Below are 18557 nucleotides of genomic sequence, written 5' to 3' on the forward strand. Positions count from 1 at the left end.
GAAATATTGAAAGACCTTCGTTGAAATTTTCGGCCGAAGGGGTGACATGAGGGGCCACGCACCGGACGACACCAGCCCCGCGACCGAGCGGTGGCGGGACACCCGGCCGTCTCCCGCCGAGCGGGCGAAGGCGCCGCTCCCGCCGGCGACGACGGGCGCCGCCTCGGAGGGCGCGTAATGAGCACGACGAGCACACTCGACGACCCGCCGGAGACCCGTCCGGCGCGCCCGGACCCCGGCCGCCGGCACGCGCGGCCGGGCACCTGGCGGCATGCGATCCGCCGCGACTGGCAGCTGTACTCGCTGGCGGTGCTGCCGCTGCTGTTCTTCCTGGTCTTCCGGTACGGCCCCATGATCGGCAACGTGATCGCCTTCCGGCGGTTCGAGCCGGGCGGCAGCGTCTTCGGCGAGTCCTGGGTGGGCCTGCGGTACGTGAAAATGTTCCTCAGCGACCCGACGTTCTGGAACGTGTTCACCAACACGCTCGTCCTCGGCGGGCTGACCCTGCTGTTCTGCTGGCCGCTGCCGATCGTGCTGGCGCTGCTGCTCAACGAGGTGCGCAGCCGCCGCGTCAAGCGGTTCCTGCAGTCGGTGTCCTACCTGCCGCACTTCCTGTCGATGGTCATCGTGGCCGGCATCGTCATGCAGACGCTGGCCATCGACGGGCCGGTGAACCAGATCGTGAAAGCGCTCGGCGGGGAGCCCACCGCGTTCATGCAGAAGCCCGACTGGTTCCGCACGATCTTCGTCTCCTCGGAGGTCTGGCAGACCGTCGGCTGGGGGACCATCCTCTACCTGGCCGCGCTGACGACCATCGACGAGCAGCTCTACGACGCGGCGCGCATCGACGGCGCCGGCCGGTGGCGGCAGACCTGGCACGTCACCCTGCCCGGCATCCGCCCGACGGCGGTCACGCTGCTGATCCTCAACATGGGCACGTTCATGACCACGGGCTTCGAGAAGGTCCTGCTGCTGTACAACCCGCTGACCTATCCGACCGCGGACGTCATCTCCACCTACCTGTACCGGATGGGCGTGGAGTCCAGCAATCTGAGCTACGCCGCCGCGATCGGCCTGTTCGAGGCGCTGGTCGGAGTGGTGCTGATCACCTCGGCGAACCTGATCTCCCGTCGCACGGTGGGAGCGGGCCTGTGGTGACCATCGCGAAGAGCCGCGGCTACCGCGTGTTCCAGGTGGTCAACGCCGTCATCCTGACCGGCGTCGTGATCGTGACGCTGTACCCCTTCCTCAACATCGTCGCCCGCTCGTTCAGCGCGGAGCGCTACATCATCACCGGAGAGGTGAACCTCCTCCCGCGCGGGTTCAACCTGACGACGTACCGCATCGTCATCGCCGACCCGATGTTCTGGAGGAACTACGGCAACACCGTGATCTACACGATCGTCGCCACGGCGATCGCGATGGTGCTGACCACGTCCTACGCGTACGTGCTGTCCAAGCCGCACCTCAGGGGCCGCAAGGTCCTCATCTGGGCGGCCGTCTTCACCATGATCTTCTCCGGCGGCCTGATCCCGCAGTACGTGCTGGTCAACAATCTCGGCCTGACGAACTCCATCTGGGCGATCGCGCTGCCCAACGCCATCAGCGTCTTCAACCTGCTGGTCATGAAGTCGTTCTTCGAGGGCCTGCCGGGCGAGCTGGAAGAGGCCGCCGCGATCGACGGGCTGAACACCTACGGCGTCCTGTGGCGGGTGGTGCTGCCGCTGTCCAAGGCGGTCGTCGCCACGATGGTGCTGTTCTACACCGTCTCGTTCTGGAACTCCTGGTTCACGGCGTTCCTGTACCTGAACGAGCAGGAACTGTTCCCGGTGACCATCTACCTGCGCAACCTCATCGCGGGGGCCACCGGCGCCGAGTCCACCGGCGCGGGGCTGTCGGAGATGACGCAGGCCGCCTCCAACATCCAGTCGGTGACGATCATGCTCACCGTGCTTCCCATCCTCGCGGTCTACCCCTTCGTCCAGAGGTACTTCGTCTCCGGAGTGCTGCTCGGCGCGGTCAAGGGCTAGCCCCCGGTCCAGTCCCCACGGCAAAGGAACCCCCCAAATGCGCGACATCTCACGACGTCAGGCGATCATCGGTCTGGGCGCGTTCACTCTCGTGCTCGCCGGTTGCAGTGAGGAAGAGGCTCCGAAGAAGGGCGCCGCCGGCCAGTCCGCGAACAAGGCGGGCGCGATGGCGAGCTACGGCGTGGGCCAGCAGTTCAAGGCCACGCAGCCGGTCTCGTTCGACGTGCTCTACAACAACCACCCGTTCTACCCGCTCAAGAACGACTGGCTGTTCTGGCAGGAGCTCACCAAGCGGACCAACGTGACGATCAAGCCCGTCGCGGTGCCGCTGAGCGACTACGAGAAGAAGCGCGGCCTGCTGGTGGGCTCCGGCCAGGCCCCGCTGATCATCCCCAAGACCTACCACCCGCAGGAGGAGGCGTTCGTCGCCTCCGGCGCCGTCCTGCCGGTCAGCGACTACCTGGACCTGATGCCGAACTTCAAGGACCTGGTCGCCAAGTGGAAGATGGAGCCCGAGCTGGACACCCTGCGGCAGTCCGACGGCCGCTTCTACCTGCTGCCCGGGATGCACGAGGAGATCTGGGCCGAGTACACCTTCGCCGTCCGGACCGACATCCTGGACAAGCTGAAGCTGGAGGTCCCCAAGACCCTGGATGACTTCTACGCCATGCTCAAGGCGATGAAGAAGGAGTACCCCGACCTGTACCCGATGACCGACCGGTGGAGCGTCCCGACCCCGGGCGGCAACCTGCTCAAGCTCATCGCCCAGGCGTACGGCACCAAGGGCGGGTGGGAGTACCAGCACGCGACCTGGGACGCGAGCGCCGGGAAGTTCGTCTACACCGGCGCCATGCCGCAGTACAAGCAGATGATCGAGTACCTGCGCAAGCTGGTGGACGAGAAGCTGCTCGACCCCGAGAGCTTCACCCAGCAGGACGAGCAGGCCGAGCAGAAGTTCAACTCCGGCAAGTCGTTCGTCATCAGCACCAACGCGCAGTCGCTGATCAACGACTACCGCCCGACGCTGTACAAGACCGTCGAGGGCGCCAAGATCGCCAAGATTCCGGTGCCCATCGGCCCGGTCGGGGAGTACAAGATCGGCAGCCGGCTGGAGAACGGCGTGATGATCTCCAAGAAGGCCCTGCAGAACCCGAACTTCGTCGCCATGATGCAGTTCATCGACTGGCTGTGGTACTCCGAGCAGGGCCAGGAGTTCGCCAAGTGGGGCGTCGAGGGCACGACGTTCACCAAGGACTCCTCCGGCGCCTACAAGCTCGCCAAGGACGTCGACTTCGTCGGCCTCAACCCCGGCGCGCCCAAGCACCTGCAGAAGGACTTCGGCTTCTCCAACGGCGTCTTCGCCTACGGCGGCACCACCAAGCTGCTGAACTCCACCTTCTCCGAGGAGGAGATGGCCTTCCAGAACGTGATGAACACCCGCAAGCCCTGGCCGGTCGAGCCGCCGCACCCGTTCACCGACGAGGAGCGCGAGCAGGCCTCCCTATGGGAGACGCCGCTGAAGGACCACGTCACCCAGAACACCCTGAAGTTCATCCTCGGCGAGCGCGACCTGGGCGAGTGGGACGCCTACGTCAAGGAGCTTGAGGGCAAGAACATGACCACCTACATGACCCTGGTCACCACCGCCTACGAGCGGTTCAAGAAGGACCACGGGTGAGCGAGGCGGCGGCCGGGCGACGGTTCGGCGAGGGCCCTGTGTCGAGGGTCTCGGCGCTGGTGTACACCCTGCTGGTCGTCGAACTGTCGTTCCTGGCCGCCGCCCTGCCCGGCCTGGCCGGGCTCGTCCTGCTCGACCGGTCGGCCGGCAACCTGCCGCTGGCGGTCGCCTGCGCCCTGCCCGTCGGTCCCGCGCTCTCCGCCGCCCTGTACGCCCTGCACCGCCGCGGCCGGGACCTGGCCGATCTGCGGCCCGCGGCGGCGTTCTGGCGGGGGTACCGGGCCAACCTCGGTGGCGTGCTGAAGCTGTGGATCCCTTATCTGGTCTGGATGGCCATCGTCGCCACGACCCTGGCGAACCTCGGCGCGGCGGGCGTGCCCGGGTGGTGGGCGGCGCTGCTGGTCGTGGTGGCGGTGGCGGCCACCCTGTGGGCCGCCGGGGCGCTGGTCATCACCTCGCTGTTCGCGTTCCGGGCGGCGGACGTCGCCCGGCTCGCGGCGTACTTCCTCTCGCGCCGCCCCGCGGTGACCCTCGCCAACGCCTGCCTGCTGGTCGTGGCGGGCGGGGTGACACTGGTGGCCACCGAGGCGGTGACGGCGCTGCTGGCCTCCGTACTGGCGGCGGCGCTGCTGTGGAACACGCGCCCGGTCGTCGCGGACGTCGAGCGGGACTTCACCGCGCCCACCGCCGGCCCACCCGCGGCGGCGATCTGAGTGCGCTCCGGGCACGGACACCGCCGTTTCCCCGAAAATGTTTCGCAGCCTTACCCGGTCGCCGGCGGGGCGGTGCTACGGCGGGTGACCAACTGGGTGGTGAACTCCAGCCGGGTCTGCGGCGGCCGGCCGCCGTCCATGAGGGCGACCAGCATGCCGGTCGCGGCGGCGGCCATGTCGGTGAGGGGCTGGCGGATCGTGGTGAGCGGCGGGACGAGCCACTGCGCCATGGGCAGGTCGTCGAAGCCGACCACGCTGAGGTCGTGCGGGATGCGCACGCCGGCCTGGTCGGCCGCCTGGTAGACGCCCACGGCCGTGGCGTCGTTGCCGGCGAAGACCGCGGTGGGGGGGTCGGGGAGGGCGAGCAGGGCGCGGGCGTGGGCCAGGCCCTCGGCCACGTCGAAGTCGCCCGCCACGACCAGGGCGGGATCGACGGGCACCCCGGCCGCGTCCATCGCCGCCCGGTATCCGTCCAGCCGGGCCCGGCTCGACAGGACATGGGGCGCCCCGGTGATGATGGCGATGCGCCGGTGCCCGAGGTCGAGGAGATGACGCGTGGCCGCGAGGCCGCCGGACCAGTTCCCGGCGCCGACCGACGGCACGCGGTTGGGAGCCCCGGCCGGATCGACGAGCACCACGGGGATGTCGCGCGTGCGCAACTGCGCGCGCTGGGCGTCGGTGAGCTCGCAGAAGATGGCGATCACCCCGCATGACCTGCGGCTGAGCACCTCCTCGACCCAGCCGCGGGGCGGTGTGGGCCGCTCGCGCATCTCCGAGAGCACCACGGCCAGGTGGTGCTCGCGCGCCACGCGCTGGACGCCTTTGATGATCTCGATGGCGCACGGGCCGTCCATCTCGTGGAAGGCCACCTCGATCAGGGCCGCCGCCTTCGGCCGCTTCTTCTGCCGCCGGTAGCCGTGCCGGTGGATCAGCCCCTCCACCAGGGTGCGGGTCGCGGGGGCCACCTCGGTCCTGCCGTTGAGGACCTTCGACACCGTGGCCGTGGACACGCCCGCCAGTTCGGCTATCTGCGCGAGGGTGAGCGCATGGGGCGGATCTGCGGGAGAGGCGGGCTCTGTCATCGCGCTCATGGCCGCAGTGTAGTTCCGAAACTTGCGGCTACAAGCCGATTGTTTCAGAGGTGTTGCCTGAACATTATTGACGCTCGCCTTGACCCGGGCCTAGGGTCCCGAACTAACGATCGGCATGGCGCTCGGCAGTTTTCGGCCCACCCTTCCGCCGTTTTTCGGGCCGAGCTCCGAAGTCAGGCCGGTGCCACAGTCGCGGGCCTGAACAGGCCTGCCGACGCGGAACTCGGCATAGATCGGTGTAGCTCTGGCCTGGTTTCGGTCGGTCTCGCGGCCGAAATGTGAGGAGCGCAGAAATGCACCGCACCCCCTTGGCCGCGATCTCGCGTCCCCTGTACCGGACCTGACCGCACCACAGCCCTCGTACCGGTTCTGACGACCCCAACCCCCTGACCACAGCATGTGAAAGAGGTCGCCGTGAAGTCCCGCATCGTCTCCGTGGCCGCGATCGCCGCGGCCACCACTCTCGCCATGGCAGGTTGTTCAGGCTCATCGACCGGGACGGCCTCCGGAGGAGCGGCGGACGCCAAGACGTTCGAGTTCTGGTCGTTCACCGGGATCAACGCGAAGGGGTCCGCCGCCGAGTACAAGGCGAAGAGGCCGGACATCCAGATCAAGCTGACCGAGGTGGGGAACGCGCAGGAGACGGCGCAGGCGCTCACGACGGCGCTCGCCGGCGGCAAGGTGCCCGACCTGGTGCTGATCCAGGGCGACGACCTGCCCAAGTTCGTCCAGCAGCCGCAGAACTTCGTCGACCTGCGCACGTTGGGCGCCGACAAGGTCAAGGGCGACTACCTCGACTGGGTGATCAGCCAGCCCACGGCCAAGGACGGCTCGATCATCGGCATCCCGACCGACGTCGGCGGCATGGCCATCGCCTACCGCGCCGACCTGTTCAAGAAGGCCGGGCTGCCGACCGGCCGCGAGGAGGTGGGCAAGCTCTGGCCCACCTGGGACGCCTTCATCGAGACCGGCAAGAAGTACACCGCCGCGACCGGCAAGGCGTTCGTCGACAACGCCGCCACGAGCGTCTTCGCGCAGGTGGTCAACCAGGGGCAGGAGAAGTACTACGACCCCTCGGGCAATCTGGTGTACGAGCGGAGCCCGCAGGTCAAGACCGCCTTCGACGAGGCGCTCAAGGCAATGGCCGCCGGGATCACCGCCAAGCAGAGCACCTTCACCGACGGCTGGAGCGCCGCGATGAAGAAGGGGGACTTCGCCGCCATCGCCGCACCGGTCTGGATGCTCGGCGCCATCCGCGACAACGCCCCCGACACCAAGGGCGACTGGGACGTCGCCACGATCCCCGGCGGGTCGGGCAACTGGGGCGGCAGCTTCCTCGCCATCCCCAAGGGTGCCAAGAACCCGAAGGCCGCCTGGGACTACATCTCCACCACGCAGTCTCCGCAGGGCCAGCTCGACCACTTCGCCCAGGCCAGGTCGCTGCCCGCGACGCCGTCGGTCTACAAGGACCCCAAGCTCACCTCGGTGAAGGACCCGTTCTTCTCCGGCGCGCCCCTCGGCAAGATCTACACCGACTCGCTGCTCGGCCTCAAGCCCTTCCTCATCGGGCCGGACAGCACGACGATCGGCACGGAGTTCGGCAACGCCCTGCAGAACGTCGAGCAGGGCAAGGGCGATCCCGCGAAGGCGTGGGACGCGGCGGTCACCAACATCAAGAACGCGATCGGCGGCTAGGACCCCCTGCCACGAGCGCCGCCGGCGCCGGGCGTCCCGGACGCCCGGCACCGGCGGCGGGGAAGCGACCACACCCGTGACGACGAGCATCAGCCCTGCCAAGGCGGCGCCGCCCCCACCTGCGCCGGTGACCAAGACCTCCCGGGGCGGCCTCACCGAGTTGGTGGCCCCCTACGCCTACATCGCCCCGTTCTTCGTGCTCTTCGCGATCTTCGGCCTCATCCCGCTGCTGTTCACCTTCTACGTGGCGTTGTTCGACTGGAACCCGATCGGCGAGCACGTGTTCGTCGGCCTGGACAACTTCACGCGGCTGTTCCAGGACGTGCGGTTCTGGAACGCGGCGCGCAACACCGTCAGCATCTGGGTGCTGTCGACCGTGCCGCAACTGCTGGTGGCACTCGTGCTGGCGCACCTGCTCAACCACGTCCGGCTGCGCTTCGCGACGCTCTTCCGCATGTCGATGCTCGTGCCGTACATCACCTCGGTGGCCGCCACCGCGATCGTCTTCGCCCAGATGTTCGACCGCGACTACGGGCTGCTGAACTGGCTGCTCGGCCTGGTGGGCATCGGGCACATCGACTTCATCCAGTCGGTGGCGGGCAGCCACGTGCTGATCGCGGTGATGATCACCTGGCGGTGGTTCGGCTACACGGCGCTGCTCTACCTCGCCTCCCTGCAGGCCGTCCCCCGGACGATCTACGAGGCGGCCGCCGTCGACGGCGCCGGCACCCTGCGGCAGTTCCTGCACATCTCCATCCCGGCGTTGCGGCCGGTCATCGTGTTCACCATCGTGACCTCGACCATCTACGGGCTGCAGACCTTCACCGAGCCCCTGCTCATCTCCCGGAGCGCGCCGAGCACCTGCGGGCCGATCCGCCAGTGCCAGACGCTGACCCTCTTCCTGTTCGAGCAGGGCTTCACCCAGTTCAAGTTCGGGTACGCGGCGGCCATCGGCGTGGCGCTGTTCGTGATGGTCGTGGCGCTCGCCGGCCTCAACTACTTCCTGTCCACCCGGACCCGCCCGGAGAGGGCATGAGGGAGCCATCATGAGTAGGACGACACCGCGGTCCGGCGACCGCCTGCGATGGTGGGTCTACGCCCTGCTGATCCTGGCCGCGTTCGCCTGCGTGTTCCCGCTCTACTGGATGTTCGTCGTCGCCACCACCGACACCGCGGCGGCCACGGAGCTGCCCCCCAGAGTCGTCCCGGGCGGCAACTTCTTCCACCTCGCGGGCCTGGTCTTCTCGACCGTGCCGTTCGTCCGGTCGATCATCAACAGCCTGGTCGTGGCCGGGACGATCGCCATCGGTCAGGCGTTGTTCTGCGCGCTGGCGGGCTTCGCGTTCGCCAAACTGCGCTTCCGCGGCCGCGACCTGCTGTTCCTGCTCGTCGTGCTGACGATGACCGTGCCCACCCAGCTCGCCATCGTCCCGCAGTACATGATCATCTCCTCGCTGGGCTGGGTGGACACCCTGCAGGCGCTGATCGTTCCGGGCCTGGCCAACGCGTTCGGGATCTTCTGGATGCGCCAGCACATGGCCAACGCCATCAGCGACGAGATCCTCCAGGCGGCCCGCATCGACGGGGCGACCACCTGGCAGATCTTCTGGCGCATCGCGTTCCCGCTGGTGCGCCCGGCCGCGTTCGTTCTCGGCCTGATCGGGTTCGTCTACGCCTGGAACGACTTCCTGTGGCCGTTCGTCGTGCTGAAGTCGCCGGAGATGTACACCGTGCAGATCGCGATCAAGGCGCTGCAGACGAACTTCAGCATCGACCTCGGGCTCGCGATGTCCGGCTCCTTCCTCGCCACCCTCCCGCTGGTCGTCCTGTTCGTCTTCGTCGGTCGGCGCATGGTGGCCGGGATCATGGACGGCGCCTTCAAGGGCTGACCCCCTGGCGCCGCCCCACCGGGCCCTGGCGCCGGGGAGGAGCGGTGCTGTCGCGGACGACCAGGTCGGTGGCGAACTCGATGCGGTCACGCGCCAGAGGCTCGCCTCTGGCGAGCGTCAGCAGCATGTCGGTGGCGGCGGCGGCCATCTCGGTGAGCGGCTGGTGGACCGTGGTCAGCGGCGGGACCGTCCACCGCGTCTGGGGCATGTCGTCGAATCCCACGACGCTCAGGTCGTCCGGGATGCGCAACCCCAGCTCGTAGGCCGCGCGGTAGACGCCCATGGCCTGGCCGTCGTTGCAGGCGAAGACGGCGGTGGGCGGGTCGGCCAGGCGCAGCAGCCGGTGGGTGTTGGTCACGCCGTCCTGGATCTGGAAGTCGCCCTGGCAGATCAGGTCGGGGTCCGCCGGCACGCCGGCCGTGTCCAGGGCCGCGCGGTAGCCGTCGAGCCGCGCGCGGCTGGACAGCGCATGGGCGGGACCGGAGATGACGGCGATCCGCCGGTGGCCGAGCTCGAGCAGGTGGTGGGTGGCCGCGAGCCCGCCGGTCCAGTTGCCGGCGCCTACCGAGGGGACCGGCTGGGCCGGGTCACCCAGGGGATCGAGCAGGACCAGGGGGATGCCCCGGGTGGCGAGCCGGTCGTGCTGCAGGTCGGTGAGGCTGGAGAAGACCGCGATGACGCCGGTCGGGCGGCGGCCGAGCACGTCCTCGACCCAGTCGCCGCCGCTGCCGTGGCCGCTGCGCAGCTCCGAGACCGTCACGGCCAGGCGGTGCTGGCGGGCCACCCGCCCGACCCCCTTGATGATCTGGGTGGGATAGTCGCCGGCCAGTTCGTGGAACAGCAGCTCCACCTGGGCGGCCGGGTTGATCCGGCGCCGCTGCCTGCGGTAGCCGTGCTCGCGGATGAGGCCCTCGATCAGGGCGCGGGTCTCCGGCGCGACGGCGGAGCGGCCGTTCACCACTTTGGAGACCGTCGCCGTGGACACCCCGGCGAGCTGGGCGAGCTCCGCGATGGTCAGCGGTTCGGCGCCGAACGCGGATGACTCTTCCAAAGCGGTCATGCCAGTAGTTTAAGAGCGAACAACTTGCACCAGCCAATTTCCGCCCTTACGGCTGCTCCATGAAACGCGCTCACCGGACACGGCGTGAATACGTTTCGAAATGGCGGCGAGGCTTTCTGCCGTCCTCGGGCACGCAGGCCGCTGTCGGGTGATGGCCGTCACCGACAGCAGACCACGCCCGCACATTCTCGATCGCGGCGTCGCGCGCGAATCCGGCACCGGTCCCGGGCGGGGAATCCGTACGTTAATGCCCGCGAGAGTGAAACTTACAGACCGCGCGCCGACGGCCTTGGCCGTGTACGCGGCCTCAACCGCAGGTCGGGGCCTGGTGCCGGGCCCGAACGCCGCACGGGTGCGAGCGCGGATCGTTGACGTACCTCGCGGCGTCGGATTGGCTCCGCGCACAGCGCCTTCCACGCTCGGAGTCGCCGTGAGGACCGAACGAGGATGTTAGCGCTAACAACAGCTCGTGACCACGCTCCCGTGCCCCGCGCATCCGTCCACCGTCTCTGAGGAACCCGCATGCGAGTCATCCCCCACCGGCCGCGGTCGGCGCTGATGGCCATCGTGGCCGCGCTCGCCGCCGTCGCCGCCGTGGTCACCCCGGTGACCTCCGCCGTCGCGGCCGTCGCCTGCCGTGTCACCTACACCGTTTCCAGCCAGTGGGACGGCGGCTTCGGAGCCAATGTTAGCGTTAACAATTTTGGTGACGCGGTCGACGGCTGGCGGCTCACGTGGTCGTTCTCCGCAGGGCAGAGCATCACCCAGTTGTGGAACGGGACCTCCGCCCAGTCGGGCTCCCAGGTCACCGTGACCAACGCCGCCTACAACGCCGCCATCCCCGCGGGCGGCAGCGTCTCCTTCGGGTTCAACGGAAGCTGGACCGGCTCCAACCCGGTGCCGACCGACTTCGCCCTCAACGGCACCACCTGCAACGGCCCCGCCACCCCGACACCCACCCCCACGCCGACGCCGACCCCGACCGTCACCCCGACGCCCACGCCCACGCCCACGCCGACGCCGACGCCGACGCCGACGGTCACCCCCACCCCCACGCCGAGCCCGTCGGTCTCCCCGTCGCCGGGGGCCACCACGACGGCGTGGCAGAACGGCGCCTTCGTGGTGGACACCCCGAACGTGGTGCGCCGGTCGAACATCGTGCTCAACCGGGCCAACACCAGCTCCACCCAGTTCATCCCGCTGGGGAACGGCACTCTGGGAGTGGCGGCGTGGGGAGCGAACGGGTTCACCGCGCAGCTGAACCGCAACGACACCTTCCCGGACCGCAAGTCGCCGGGTCAGGTGTACATCCCGGGGCTGAGCCGGCTCACCGGCGCCTCGGACTTCAAGGGCTACCTGGACATGTACGACGGGACGCTGTACGAGTCCGGCGGCGGCATGACGCTGAAGGCCTACGTGCGCGCCGACACCGCGCAGCTCGTGGTGGACGTCACCGGCGCCGACCCGAACAGCTCCCAGACGGCGCAGGTGAAGCTGTGGAGTTCGCGCAACCCGAGCGCCCAGGCGTCCGGCTCGGTGGCGACGCTCTCGGAGACCTGGACCGACGGCAACGGCGGCAACGGCACCTCCGGCAGGACGTTCGGGACCATGGCGGGCCTCAGTGCGGGCGGGCGCAACGTCCGGGCGACCAACCCCGACTCGCGGACCGCGCAGGTGAGCTTCCAGCCCAACGGCGACGGGTCGTTCCGGGTCATCGTGGTGTCCCCGGGCTGGACCGGCGGCAACGCCCTCACCACCGCGACCACGCTGCTGGGAGGCGACCTGACCCGCGCCTCGGCGGACCTGGCCGCGAGCACCCTGTCGTGGTGGCACGACTACTGGAGCTCGACCGGACTGATCAAGATCACCTCCAGCGACGGGTCCGGCGAGTACTTCGAGAACATGCGGACGCTGTACCTGTTCAGCATCGCCGCGAGCAACCGGGACGCCCTCCCCGGCACCCAGGCCGGTGAGGCGAACCTGTTCAACGTCGGCCAGGACACCCAGCCCTGGTACCCGGCGGGGTACTGGTTCTGGAACCTGCGGATGATGATGCAGGCCGACCTCTCGGCCGGCGCCTTCGCGCTGAACTCGCCGATGTTCACCCTGTACCGCACCAACCTGAGCAACATCACGGCCTGGACCAGCGCCCACTACCCGGGTCACGAGGGCATCTGCGTGCCGGAGACGATGCGGTTCAACGGCAACGGCACCTGGTACTCGGGCAACGAGTCCTGCGAGTCGCGCATCGCGCCGTCGTACAACTCCCAGACCGTCACCAGTGGCGCCGAGATCGGGCTGTGGATCTGGCAGACCTACCTGGCCACCGACGACCGCTCGTTCCTGTCGGCGAACTACCCCGTCATGCGGGACTCGGCGAAGTTCCTGCTGTCGCACGCCAAGACCGGATCCGACGGCCTGCTGCACACCACCTCCAACGCCCACGAGACCCAGTGGGCGGTCAACGACCCGGTCACCGACGTGGCCGCGATGCAGGCGCTGTTCCCGGTCACGGTGTCGGCGGCGCAGACCCTCGGCCTCGACTCGGACCTGGTCGGCCGGCTGCAGGCGGCGATCCCCAAGATCCGGCCGCTGCCCCGCACCGACTTCGGGCAGACCCAGGTGCTCACCCCGTCCAGCGACGCGGGCGGCAACGACATGATCGCCCTGTCCGCGCAGCCGACGGCGGCCAGGCACAACGTGGAGAACCTCGGCCTGGAGGCGGTGTGGCCCTACAACCTGATCGGCGACAGCGGCAACCAGTCGGACCTGGCCAAGCGCACCTTCAGCCACCGCAGCTACATCACCGAGACCGACTGGAGCTACGACGCGCTGCACGCGGCCCGGCTGGGCCTGGGCAACGACATGCGGACCGCTCTCATCGCCAACGTCAACAAGTACCAGGTCTTCGCCAACGGGTTCGCCAGCTGGGATGTCAGCAAGACGACCAATCCGTACCTGGAGCAGCTGGGCGTGACCGCCGCGGCGATCGGCGAGGCGCTGGTCCAGGACTATGACGGCACGCTGCGCGTCGCACCCGGCTGGCCGAGCACCTGGAGCGCCGACGGGACGGTGTACATCCAGCACAAGGGCAAGGCGCATGTTCAGATCCGCAACGGCAACCTGGTCACCGTCGCGGTCCAGGCGGGGGCGGACGGCGCCATCACCGTACGCAACCCCTGGCCCGGCCAGAACGTCACGGTCGTGGACGGCTCCGGCGCCACCGTGCTGAGCAACCAGACCGGGACGACCTTCGCCATTCCGGCGCGGGCCGGCACGTCCTATCTGATCCAGCGGGCCTTGGCGCCCACCACCGCCCTGCCTTACTGGCCGGTCACCGGCACCCCGGCGACCGCGCCCAAGGTCCTGGGCAGCCGGACCATCGGCGTCCGCTGACCCACCGCCCCGGCCGCCGGCGCCCGCCGGCGGCGGGGGCCTTCCCCCGCGGCCCCACGGCCCGCGGCCCTGCCGCTCCGTCGGACCGCCGCACCTCCGGACCGCCGGATGTCCGGGACGGACGAGCGCCCTGCCACCGGGCGTCCGGCATGGAAGAGCGCCGGGCCGCCAACGCGGCCCGGCGCTCGGTGTGGTCCCCTGAACGGTGCCTCTCGCCCAGGCGACCGGCTCCCGGTTCGGCCGGCGGGTCTAGTTGGGGACCAGCCGCCACCGGTTGTCGGCGGTTCCGTTGTCGGAGTCCTGGACGGCCTGGGCTCCGTTGGCGGTGGAGTTGTTCTGGATGGCGAGCAGCTTGCCGCTGTTCACGTTGCGGATCTTGTAGGTTCCGTCGCCGTTGTTGAGCATGGTCCACCGGTGGTCGGCGGTGCCGTTGTCGGACCACTGCAGGACGCGGGCGTTGTCGGCGGTGGACATGTTCTCCACGCCCAGCACCTTGCCGCTGTTGACGTTGCGGAACCGCACCGCGTCACCGTCGGTGACCATCACCCAGTTGTGGTCGGCGGTGCCGCTGTCGGTCCACTGCAGCGCGAGGCCGCCGTCCGCGGTGGACATGTTCTGGATGCCGAGGACCAGACCGCTGGCGGCGTTGACCAGCCGGTAGCTCGTCGTCCCGCCTCCGCTCTGCCCGTTGGCGTTCCAGTAGACGGTGTAGTTGTGCCCCTGCGCGTCGTAGAAGGGGATGATGTTGACCGTCGCGTTGTTGGCGGTCGCCGTGAAGGTGAGCGCCGAGGTGCTGGTCCGGGTGATCGAGGAGGTGTTCAGGCTCGGCAGCGCCGACAGCGAGGTGTTGCCGTAGTTCCCCGACAGGACGAGCGGTCCGTAGGTGATCGCCGAGACGTTCTGGTTGTCGTTGGCGGCCTTCATGACCACCCGCATGGGCAGGCGCACCGTCACGGTGTCGCCGGAGGTCCACGTCCGGGTGAGGGTGGCGTAGGAGCCGGGGGTGGTGTCCACGCTCTGCTGCGTGCCGTTGACGCTGATCGTGGCGCCCGTGGTCCAGGCCGGGATGCGCACGCGCATCGTCCAGGAGTCGCCGGCGCCGCCGGTGACCTGCAGGGTCGTGGTGTCGCTCGCCGGGTAGGAGGTCGTCTGGGTGACCGTGATCCCGCGCTGTGACCAGTTCAGGGTGGAGGGCTGGAACATGTTCACGAACAACGTGGTGCCGTTGTAGGAGTAGATGGAGTCCATCAGGGCCGTGTTGACCTCGACGCCCGTGCCCTGGCAGCACCAGAACGAGTTGTAGTCGGTGCTCCACGTGCCGCCGCCCCACGCCGGGCCCACGCCGCGGCGGCCGCCGGGCTTGAGCGGCGTGAAGTAGGTGACGTGCCCGTGGCTGTCAGCGGGATTCTGCGCGCCGAGGATGTGGTTGAACAGCGCCCGCTCGTAGAAGTCCATGTAGGACGCCTGGTTCGGGTTCAGCAGCCACAGCTCGCGGGTCAGCTTGAGCATGTTGTAGCTGTTGCAGTGCTCGCAGGTGTCGTTGGTGAGGTACCCGGCGATCGCGTTGGGCGCCCGGAAGTGCTCGGCCTGGCTGTTGCCGCCGATGGCGTAGGTGTGCGCGCCGACGGTGATGTTCCAGGCGTTGCTGGCGATGTCCCGGTAGCGGGTCGTGCCGGTGGCCTTGTACTCCCGCGCCGCGCCGATCCACTTGGGCACCTGGGTGTTGGCGTGCAGGCCGTTGAGCTGGTCCTGATTGGAGGCGAGCGGGTTGAACACGGCGGCGTGGTCGAACCGCTGCGCCGTGGTTAGCCAGCGGGAGTCGCCGGTCTGCTGGTAGATGTCGGTCAGCACCGCGTTCATGCCGCCGAACTCGGTGCCCAGCATGTTCTGCATCTGGCTGGAGCTGAGCCGGGAGGTGCGCTGGTCCACCCAGCCCGCGAGTGAGAGCAGTACGTCCCGGGCCTGGGTGCTGCCGATGAGGCGCCACACGTCGAGCAGGCCGGCCAGGGTCTTGTGCATGACGTAGTACGGCACGTTGCCGTTGCTCAGCGTGCGCGCCTCCAGGGCGCTGAAGTCGGACTCGGGGAAGCCGCACAGGTACCCGGAGGAGAACCCGGCCGCGCCGTTGTTCGCCTGGCACTTGGCCAGCTCGGCGACCATGTAGGTGGCCTTGTCCCGGCAGGTGGTGTCACCCAGCACGGCCCAGGCCTGGGCCCACGCGGTGAGCAGGTGCCCCTGCATGTGGGTGCGGAACGGGAACGAGGGCGCGTCCCATCCGCCGTTGGAGGCGGCGCCGTTGGTGGACAGCCGGTGGTTGGCCCGGAAGTTGTACAGCATCCGGTCCACGTCGACGAACCGCAGGTACGACAGCGTGCGGTTCTGGTTGTCCAGCCAGCGGCCGGAGGTCAGCCGCACCTGCCCGAGGTCGAACATGTACGCCGACACGCCGATGTCGGGGCGGGCCGGGGCGACCGCGGCCGAGGCGGCCGAGGCGCCGGCGACCTGTCCGGCGGTGGAGACGGCGGAGGCGGCGACGGCGACGCCCGCGGCCTGGAAGAGCTGGCGGCGGCTCAGTGATGAGGGGGACACTTCTGCTCCAGGACATCGAGGGGAGCAGGCCGGCGCGGGCGCGCGCCGGCCTGTGGTGTGGGGTCCGTCAGGGGGTGGTCATGGTGAAGCGGGGAACGCTGACGGCTCCGCCGAGCGATTGGGTGGCGTAGTTGAAGATCGCGTAGCGGTACCCCATGAAGAACTGCCAGGCGTTGCCCATCGTGAAGGCCGGGCCGAGGGTGGTGAAGTTGGTTCCGTCGGTGCTGTAGGAGAAGCGGGCCTGCCTGCCGGTGCCGGGGCGGATGTCGGCGTTGACGCGCAGCCAGATCCGGCCGCCGGAGACCGCCGCGCTCGCGGCTTCGGTGCCGGTGCCGGTGGTGTTCCAGCTTCCGTCCATGCTCAGGCCGTTGGTCATGACCACCCGGGTCTGCCCGTTGTCGCGTTTGACGCCGATCCAGGCCGAGGAGTCGCGCAGCATCGCCAGCCCGGTCCGGTCCCCGTCCCGCATCGCCGAGTAGTCCAGCTCGACCGTCGCCGTCGAACTGGGGCCGAGTATGCGATGGGTCAGGGTGTTACGCGCCGCGTACAGGTCGTTGGTCACGGTGGCGGTCTGCAGCCGCAGCCCGTTGTTCACGCTGTACTTGGTGGTGTCGGGGTTGTGGTTCCATTCCCACTCGGGGCCCAGCGTGGTCCCGGCGAAGGTGTCGGTCCCGGTGGGCGACTTCACCTGGCGCGGCGGGCGCGGGACGTTGGGGTAGGGGTAGGAGGCGCCCCACGCGCCGTTGACCGTCTGCACGGTGGGCCAGCCGTCGGAGGTCCACGTGATCGGGGCCAGCACCGGCACCCGGCCGCCGGGGTAGGCGTCCTGGAAGCCCATGTAGTACCAGGCGCCGTTCTGGGTCTGCACCAGCCCGCCCTGGTGCGGCACGCCGCCACCGGAGATCGGCCCGGACATGTTCAGCAGCACCTGGCGCATCTCGTACGGTCCGAACGGGCTGGAGGACTTCAGGACGTACTGGCCGTTGGCCGGGCGGGTGAGGAAGATGTAGTAGTTCCCGTTCCGCTTGTACATCCGGGAGCCTTCCAGGGTGCCGACGCTGGAGGGCGTCTGGAACACCTGCTGGGAGCGCACCTCGGACTTCCCGTCGGCAGAGAGCTGGGCCACGCTGATGCTGGTGTTGCCGTAGGAGACGTACATCGTGTCGTTGTCGTCGATCAGCAGGCCGGCGTCGTAGTAGCACTTGTTGATCGTGGTGTGCCGGTTCCACGGCCCTTCGACCGAGCTCGCGGTGTAGATGTAGGTCTTGCTGAAGTCGATGCAGCCGCCCCAGTAGAACGTCTTGTTGCTCTTGCGGTAGTTCAGGAACGACGCCCAGACGCCGTCGATGTAGGCCCGCCCGCCGTTGAGGTCGTACTTGGAGCCGAAGTCCAGCTTGGGCACCGAGTGGCCGGCGTACTCCCAGTTGACCAGGTCGTAGGAGCGCAGGATCGGCGCGCCCGGCGAGTAGTGCATCGTCGAGGCCGAGTAGTAGTAGGTGTCGTCCACCCGGAACACGTCGATGTCCGCCAGGTCCTCCCACAACACCGGGTTGGCGTACTGCGACGACGGCGGCCACGGGCCCGTCGGCGTCGGCGTGGGGGTCGGCGTGGGGGTCGGCGTAGGAGTCGGGGTGGGCGTCGGCGTGGGGGTGACCGTCGGCGTGGGCGTGGGCGTCGGGGTGACGGTCGGGGTCGGCGTCGGCGTGGGGGTGGGTGTCGGGGTGGCGGGGCCGTTGCAGGTGGTGCCGTTGAGGGCGAAGTCGGTCGGCACCGGGTTGGAACCGGTCCAGCTTCCGTTGAACCCGAAGGAGACGCTGCCGCCCGCGGGGATGGCGGCGTTGTAGGCGGCGTTGGTCACGGTGACCTGGGAGCCCGACTGGGCGGAGGTCCCGTTCCACAACTGGGTGATGCTCTGCCCTGCGGAGAACGACCACGTGAGCCGCCAGCCGTCGACCGCGTCGCCGAGGTTGGTGATCTCGACGTTGGCGCCGAAGCCGTCCTGCCACTGGTTGGTCACGGTGTAGCCGACCCGGCACCCCGCGGCGGCCTGGGCGGAGACCGCGGTCATGACTCCGGCGAGGCTGAGAAAGACGGCCGTCGCGGCCACGAGCAGGCGCCGCCATCGATTGGCACGCACGGAAGCCCTCCAGGGTGGATTCGGATCGACGGGGGTCGCTGACGCCGTGGGATTCGACGCCCGCGATCTTGCGGCCCGCCGGGCCGCGGTGCGGCACCGGCGGGCGGCGCCTCGGGTGCGGCGGGGTCAGGTCCGCCGCACCCGGGGCGGGTCTCGTCGGGGCTCAGCGCTGGAGGGTCAGCACGCCCGGGCGGTAGGGCAGCAGGCCGTAGTCGACGCCGTTGGAGCTGGGGCTGCGGCCTTGGTAGAGCAGTTGCAGGTTGCAGGGGTCGACGGTCT

The 18557-nt window shown here is 69.1% G+C and carries 13 protein-coding genes; 9 read left to right on the top strand and 4 right to left on the bottom strand.

Annotation, left to right across the window (positions count from 1 at the left end; genetic code table 11):
* The first annotated feature begins 46 nt into the window (after positions 1 to 46).
* Genes ACWEN6_RS38095 through ACWEN6_RS38115 form a run of 5 tightly spaced genes read left to right on the top strand, consistent with a single transcriptional unit; the run spans position 47 to position 4421 of the window.
* Complete coding sequence (locus ACWEN6_RS38095; protein WP_354842974.1) at positions 47 to 178, top strand: hypothetical protein; 132 nt, start codon at positions 47 to 49, stop codon at positions 176 to 178.
* On the top strand, positions 178 to 1158 hold the full coding sequence (locus ACWEN6_RS38100) for an ABC transporter permease (protein ID WP_452576830.1): 981 nt from the start codon (positions 178 to 180) through the stop codon (positions 1156 to 1158). Before ACWEN6_RS38095 ends, ACWEN6_RS38100 begins: the two co-directional genes overlap by 1 nt.
* Positions 1152 to 2030, top strand: a complete 879-nt coding sequence (locus ACWEN6_RS38105; protein ID WP_452576831.1) for a carbohydrate ABC transporter permease — start codon at positions 1152 to 1154, stop codon at positions 2028 to 2030. Before ACWEN6_RS38100 ends, ACWEN6_RS38105 begins: the two co-directional genes overlap by 7 nt.
* Positions 2031 to 2067: 37 nt before the next feature.
* Positions 2068 to 3708, top strand: a complete 1641-nt coding sequence (locus tag ACWEN6_RS38110; RefSeq protein ID WP_452576832.1) for an ABC transporter substrate-binding protein — start codon at positions 2068 to 2070, stop codon at positions 3706 to 3708.
* Positions 3705 to 4421, top strand: coding sequence for a hypothetical protein (locus ACWEN6_RS38115; RefSeq protein WP_452576833.1), 717 nt, complete (start codon positions 3705 to 3707; stop codon positions 4419 to 4421). Before ACWEN6_RS38110 ends, ACWEN6_RS38115 begins: the two co-directional genes overlap by 4 nt.
* 50 nt (positions 4422 to 4471) lie before the next feature.
* Here the strand turns inward: ACWEN6_RS38115 and ACWEN6_RS38120 are convergent, their stop codons facing one another.
* Positions 4472 to 5512, bottom strand: coding sequence for a LacI family DNA-binding transcriptional regulator (locus tag ACWEN6_RS38120; RefSeq protein WP_452576834.1), 1041 nt, complete (start codon positions 5510 to 5512; stop codon positions 4472 to 4474).
* Between the two features lie 414 nt (positions 5513 to 5926).
* Between ACWEN6_RS38120 and ACWEN6_RS38125 the strand changes: the two genes are divergently transcribed.
* The 3 genes from ACWEN6_RS38125 to ACWEN6_RS38135 all read left to right on the top strand — a co-directional run bounded on the left by ACWEN6_RS38125 (position 5927) and on the right by ACWEN6_RS38135 (position 9096).
* Positions 5927 to 7207 (top strand): ABC transporter substrate-binding protein, encoded by a 1281-nt coding sequence (locus ACWEN6_RS38125; RefSeq protein ID WP_452576835.1) that lies wholly within the window; start codon positions 5927 to 5929, stop codon positions 7205 to 7207.
* A gap of 76 nt (positions 7208 to 7283) precedes the next feature.
* Positions 7284 to 8243, top strand: coding sequence for a carbohydrate ABC transporter permease (locus ACWEN6_RS38130; RefSeq protein ID WP_354842954.1), 960 nt, complete (start codon positions 7284 to 7286; stop codon positions 8241 to 8243).
* 10 nt (positions 8244 to 8253) lie between these two features.
* Entirely contained in the window at positions 8254 to 9096 is an 843-nt protein-coding gene (locus tag ACWEN6_RS38135) for a carbohydrate ABC transporter permease (RefSeq protein ID WP_452576836.1), read from the top strand.
* On the opposite strand, the gene ACWEN6_RS38140 is transcribed toward ACWEN6_RS38135, so the two are convergent.
* Entirely contained in the window at positions 9086 to 10156 is a 1071-nt protein-coding gene (locus tag ACWEN6_RS38140; RefSeq protein WP_452576837.1) for a LacI family DNA-binding transcriptional regulator, read from the bottom strand. The genes ACWEN6_RS38135 and ACWEN6_RS38140 overlap by 11 nt on opposite strands.
* Positions 10157 to 10678: 522 nt before the next feature.
* On the opposite strand from ACWEN6_RS38140, the gene ACWEN6_RS38145 reads away from it, so the two are divergent.
* Positions 10679 to 13552, top strand: a complete 2874-nt coding sequence (locus ACWEN6_RS38145) for a cellulose-binding domain-containing protein (protein WP_452576838.1) — start codon at positions 10679 to 10681, stop codon at positions 13550 to 13552.
* A 249-nt stretch (positions 13553 to 13801) separates the two neighbouring features.
* On the opposite strand, the gene ACWEN6_RS38150 is transcribed toward ACWEN6_RS38145, so the two are convergent.
* Both ACWEN6_RS38150 and ACWEN6_RS38155 read right to left on the bottom strand, forming a co-directional pair.
* Positions 13802 to 16141, bottom strand: coding sequence for a beta-L-arabinofuranosidase domain-containing protein (locus tag ACWEN6_RS38150; RefSeq protein WP_452576839.1), 2340 nt, complete (start codon positions 16139 to 16141; stop codon positions 13802 to 13804).
* A 67-nt stretch (positions 16142 to 16208) separates the two neighbouring features.
* Complete coding sequence (locus ACWEN6_RS38155; RefSeq protein ID WP_452576840.1) at positions 16209 to 18278, bottom strand: family 43 glycosylhydrolase; 2070 nt, start codon at positions 18276 to 18278, stop codon at positions 16209 to 16211.
* Positions 18279 to 18557: the final 279 nt, after the last annotated feature.

The organism is Sphaerisporangium sp. NPDC004334 (genome assembly GCF_053602655.1).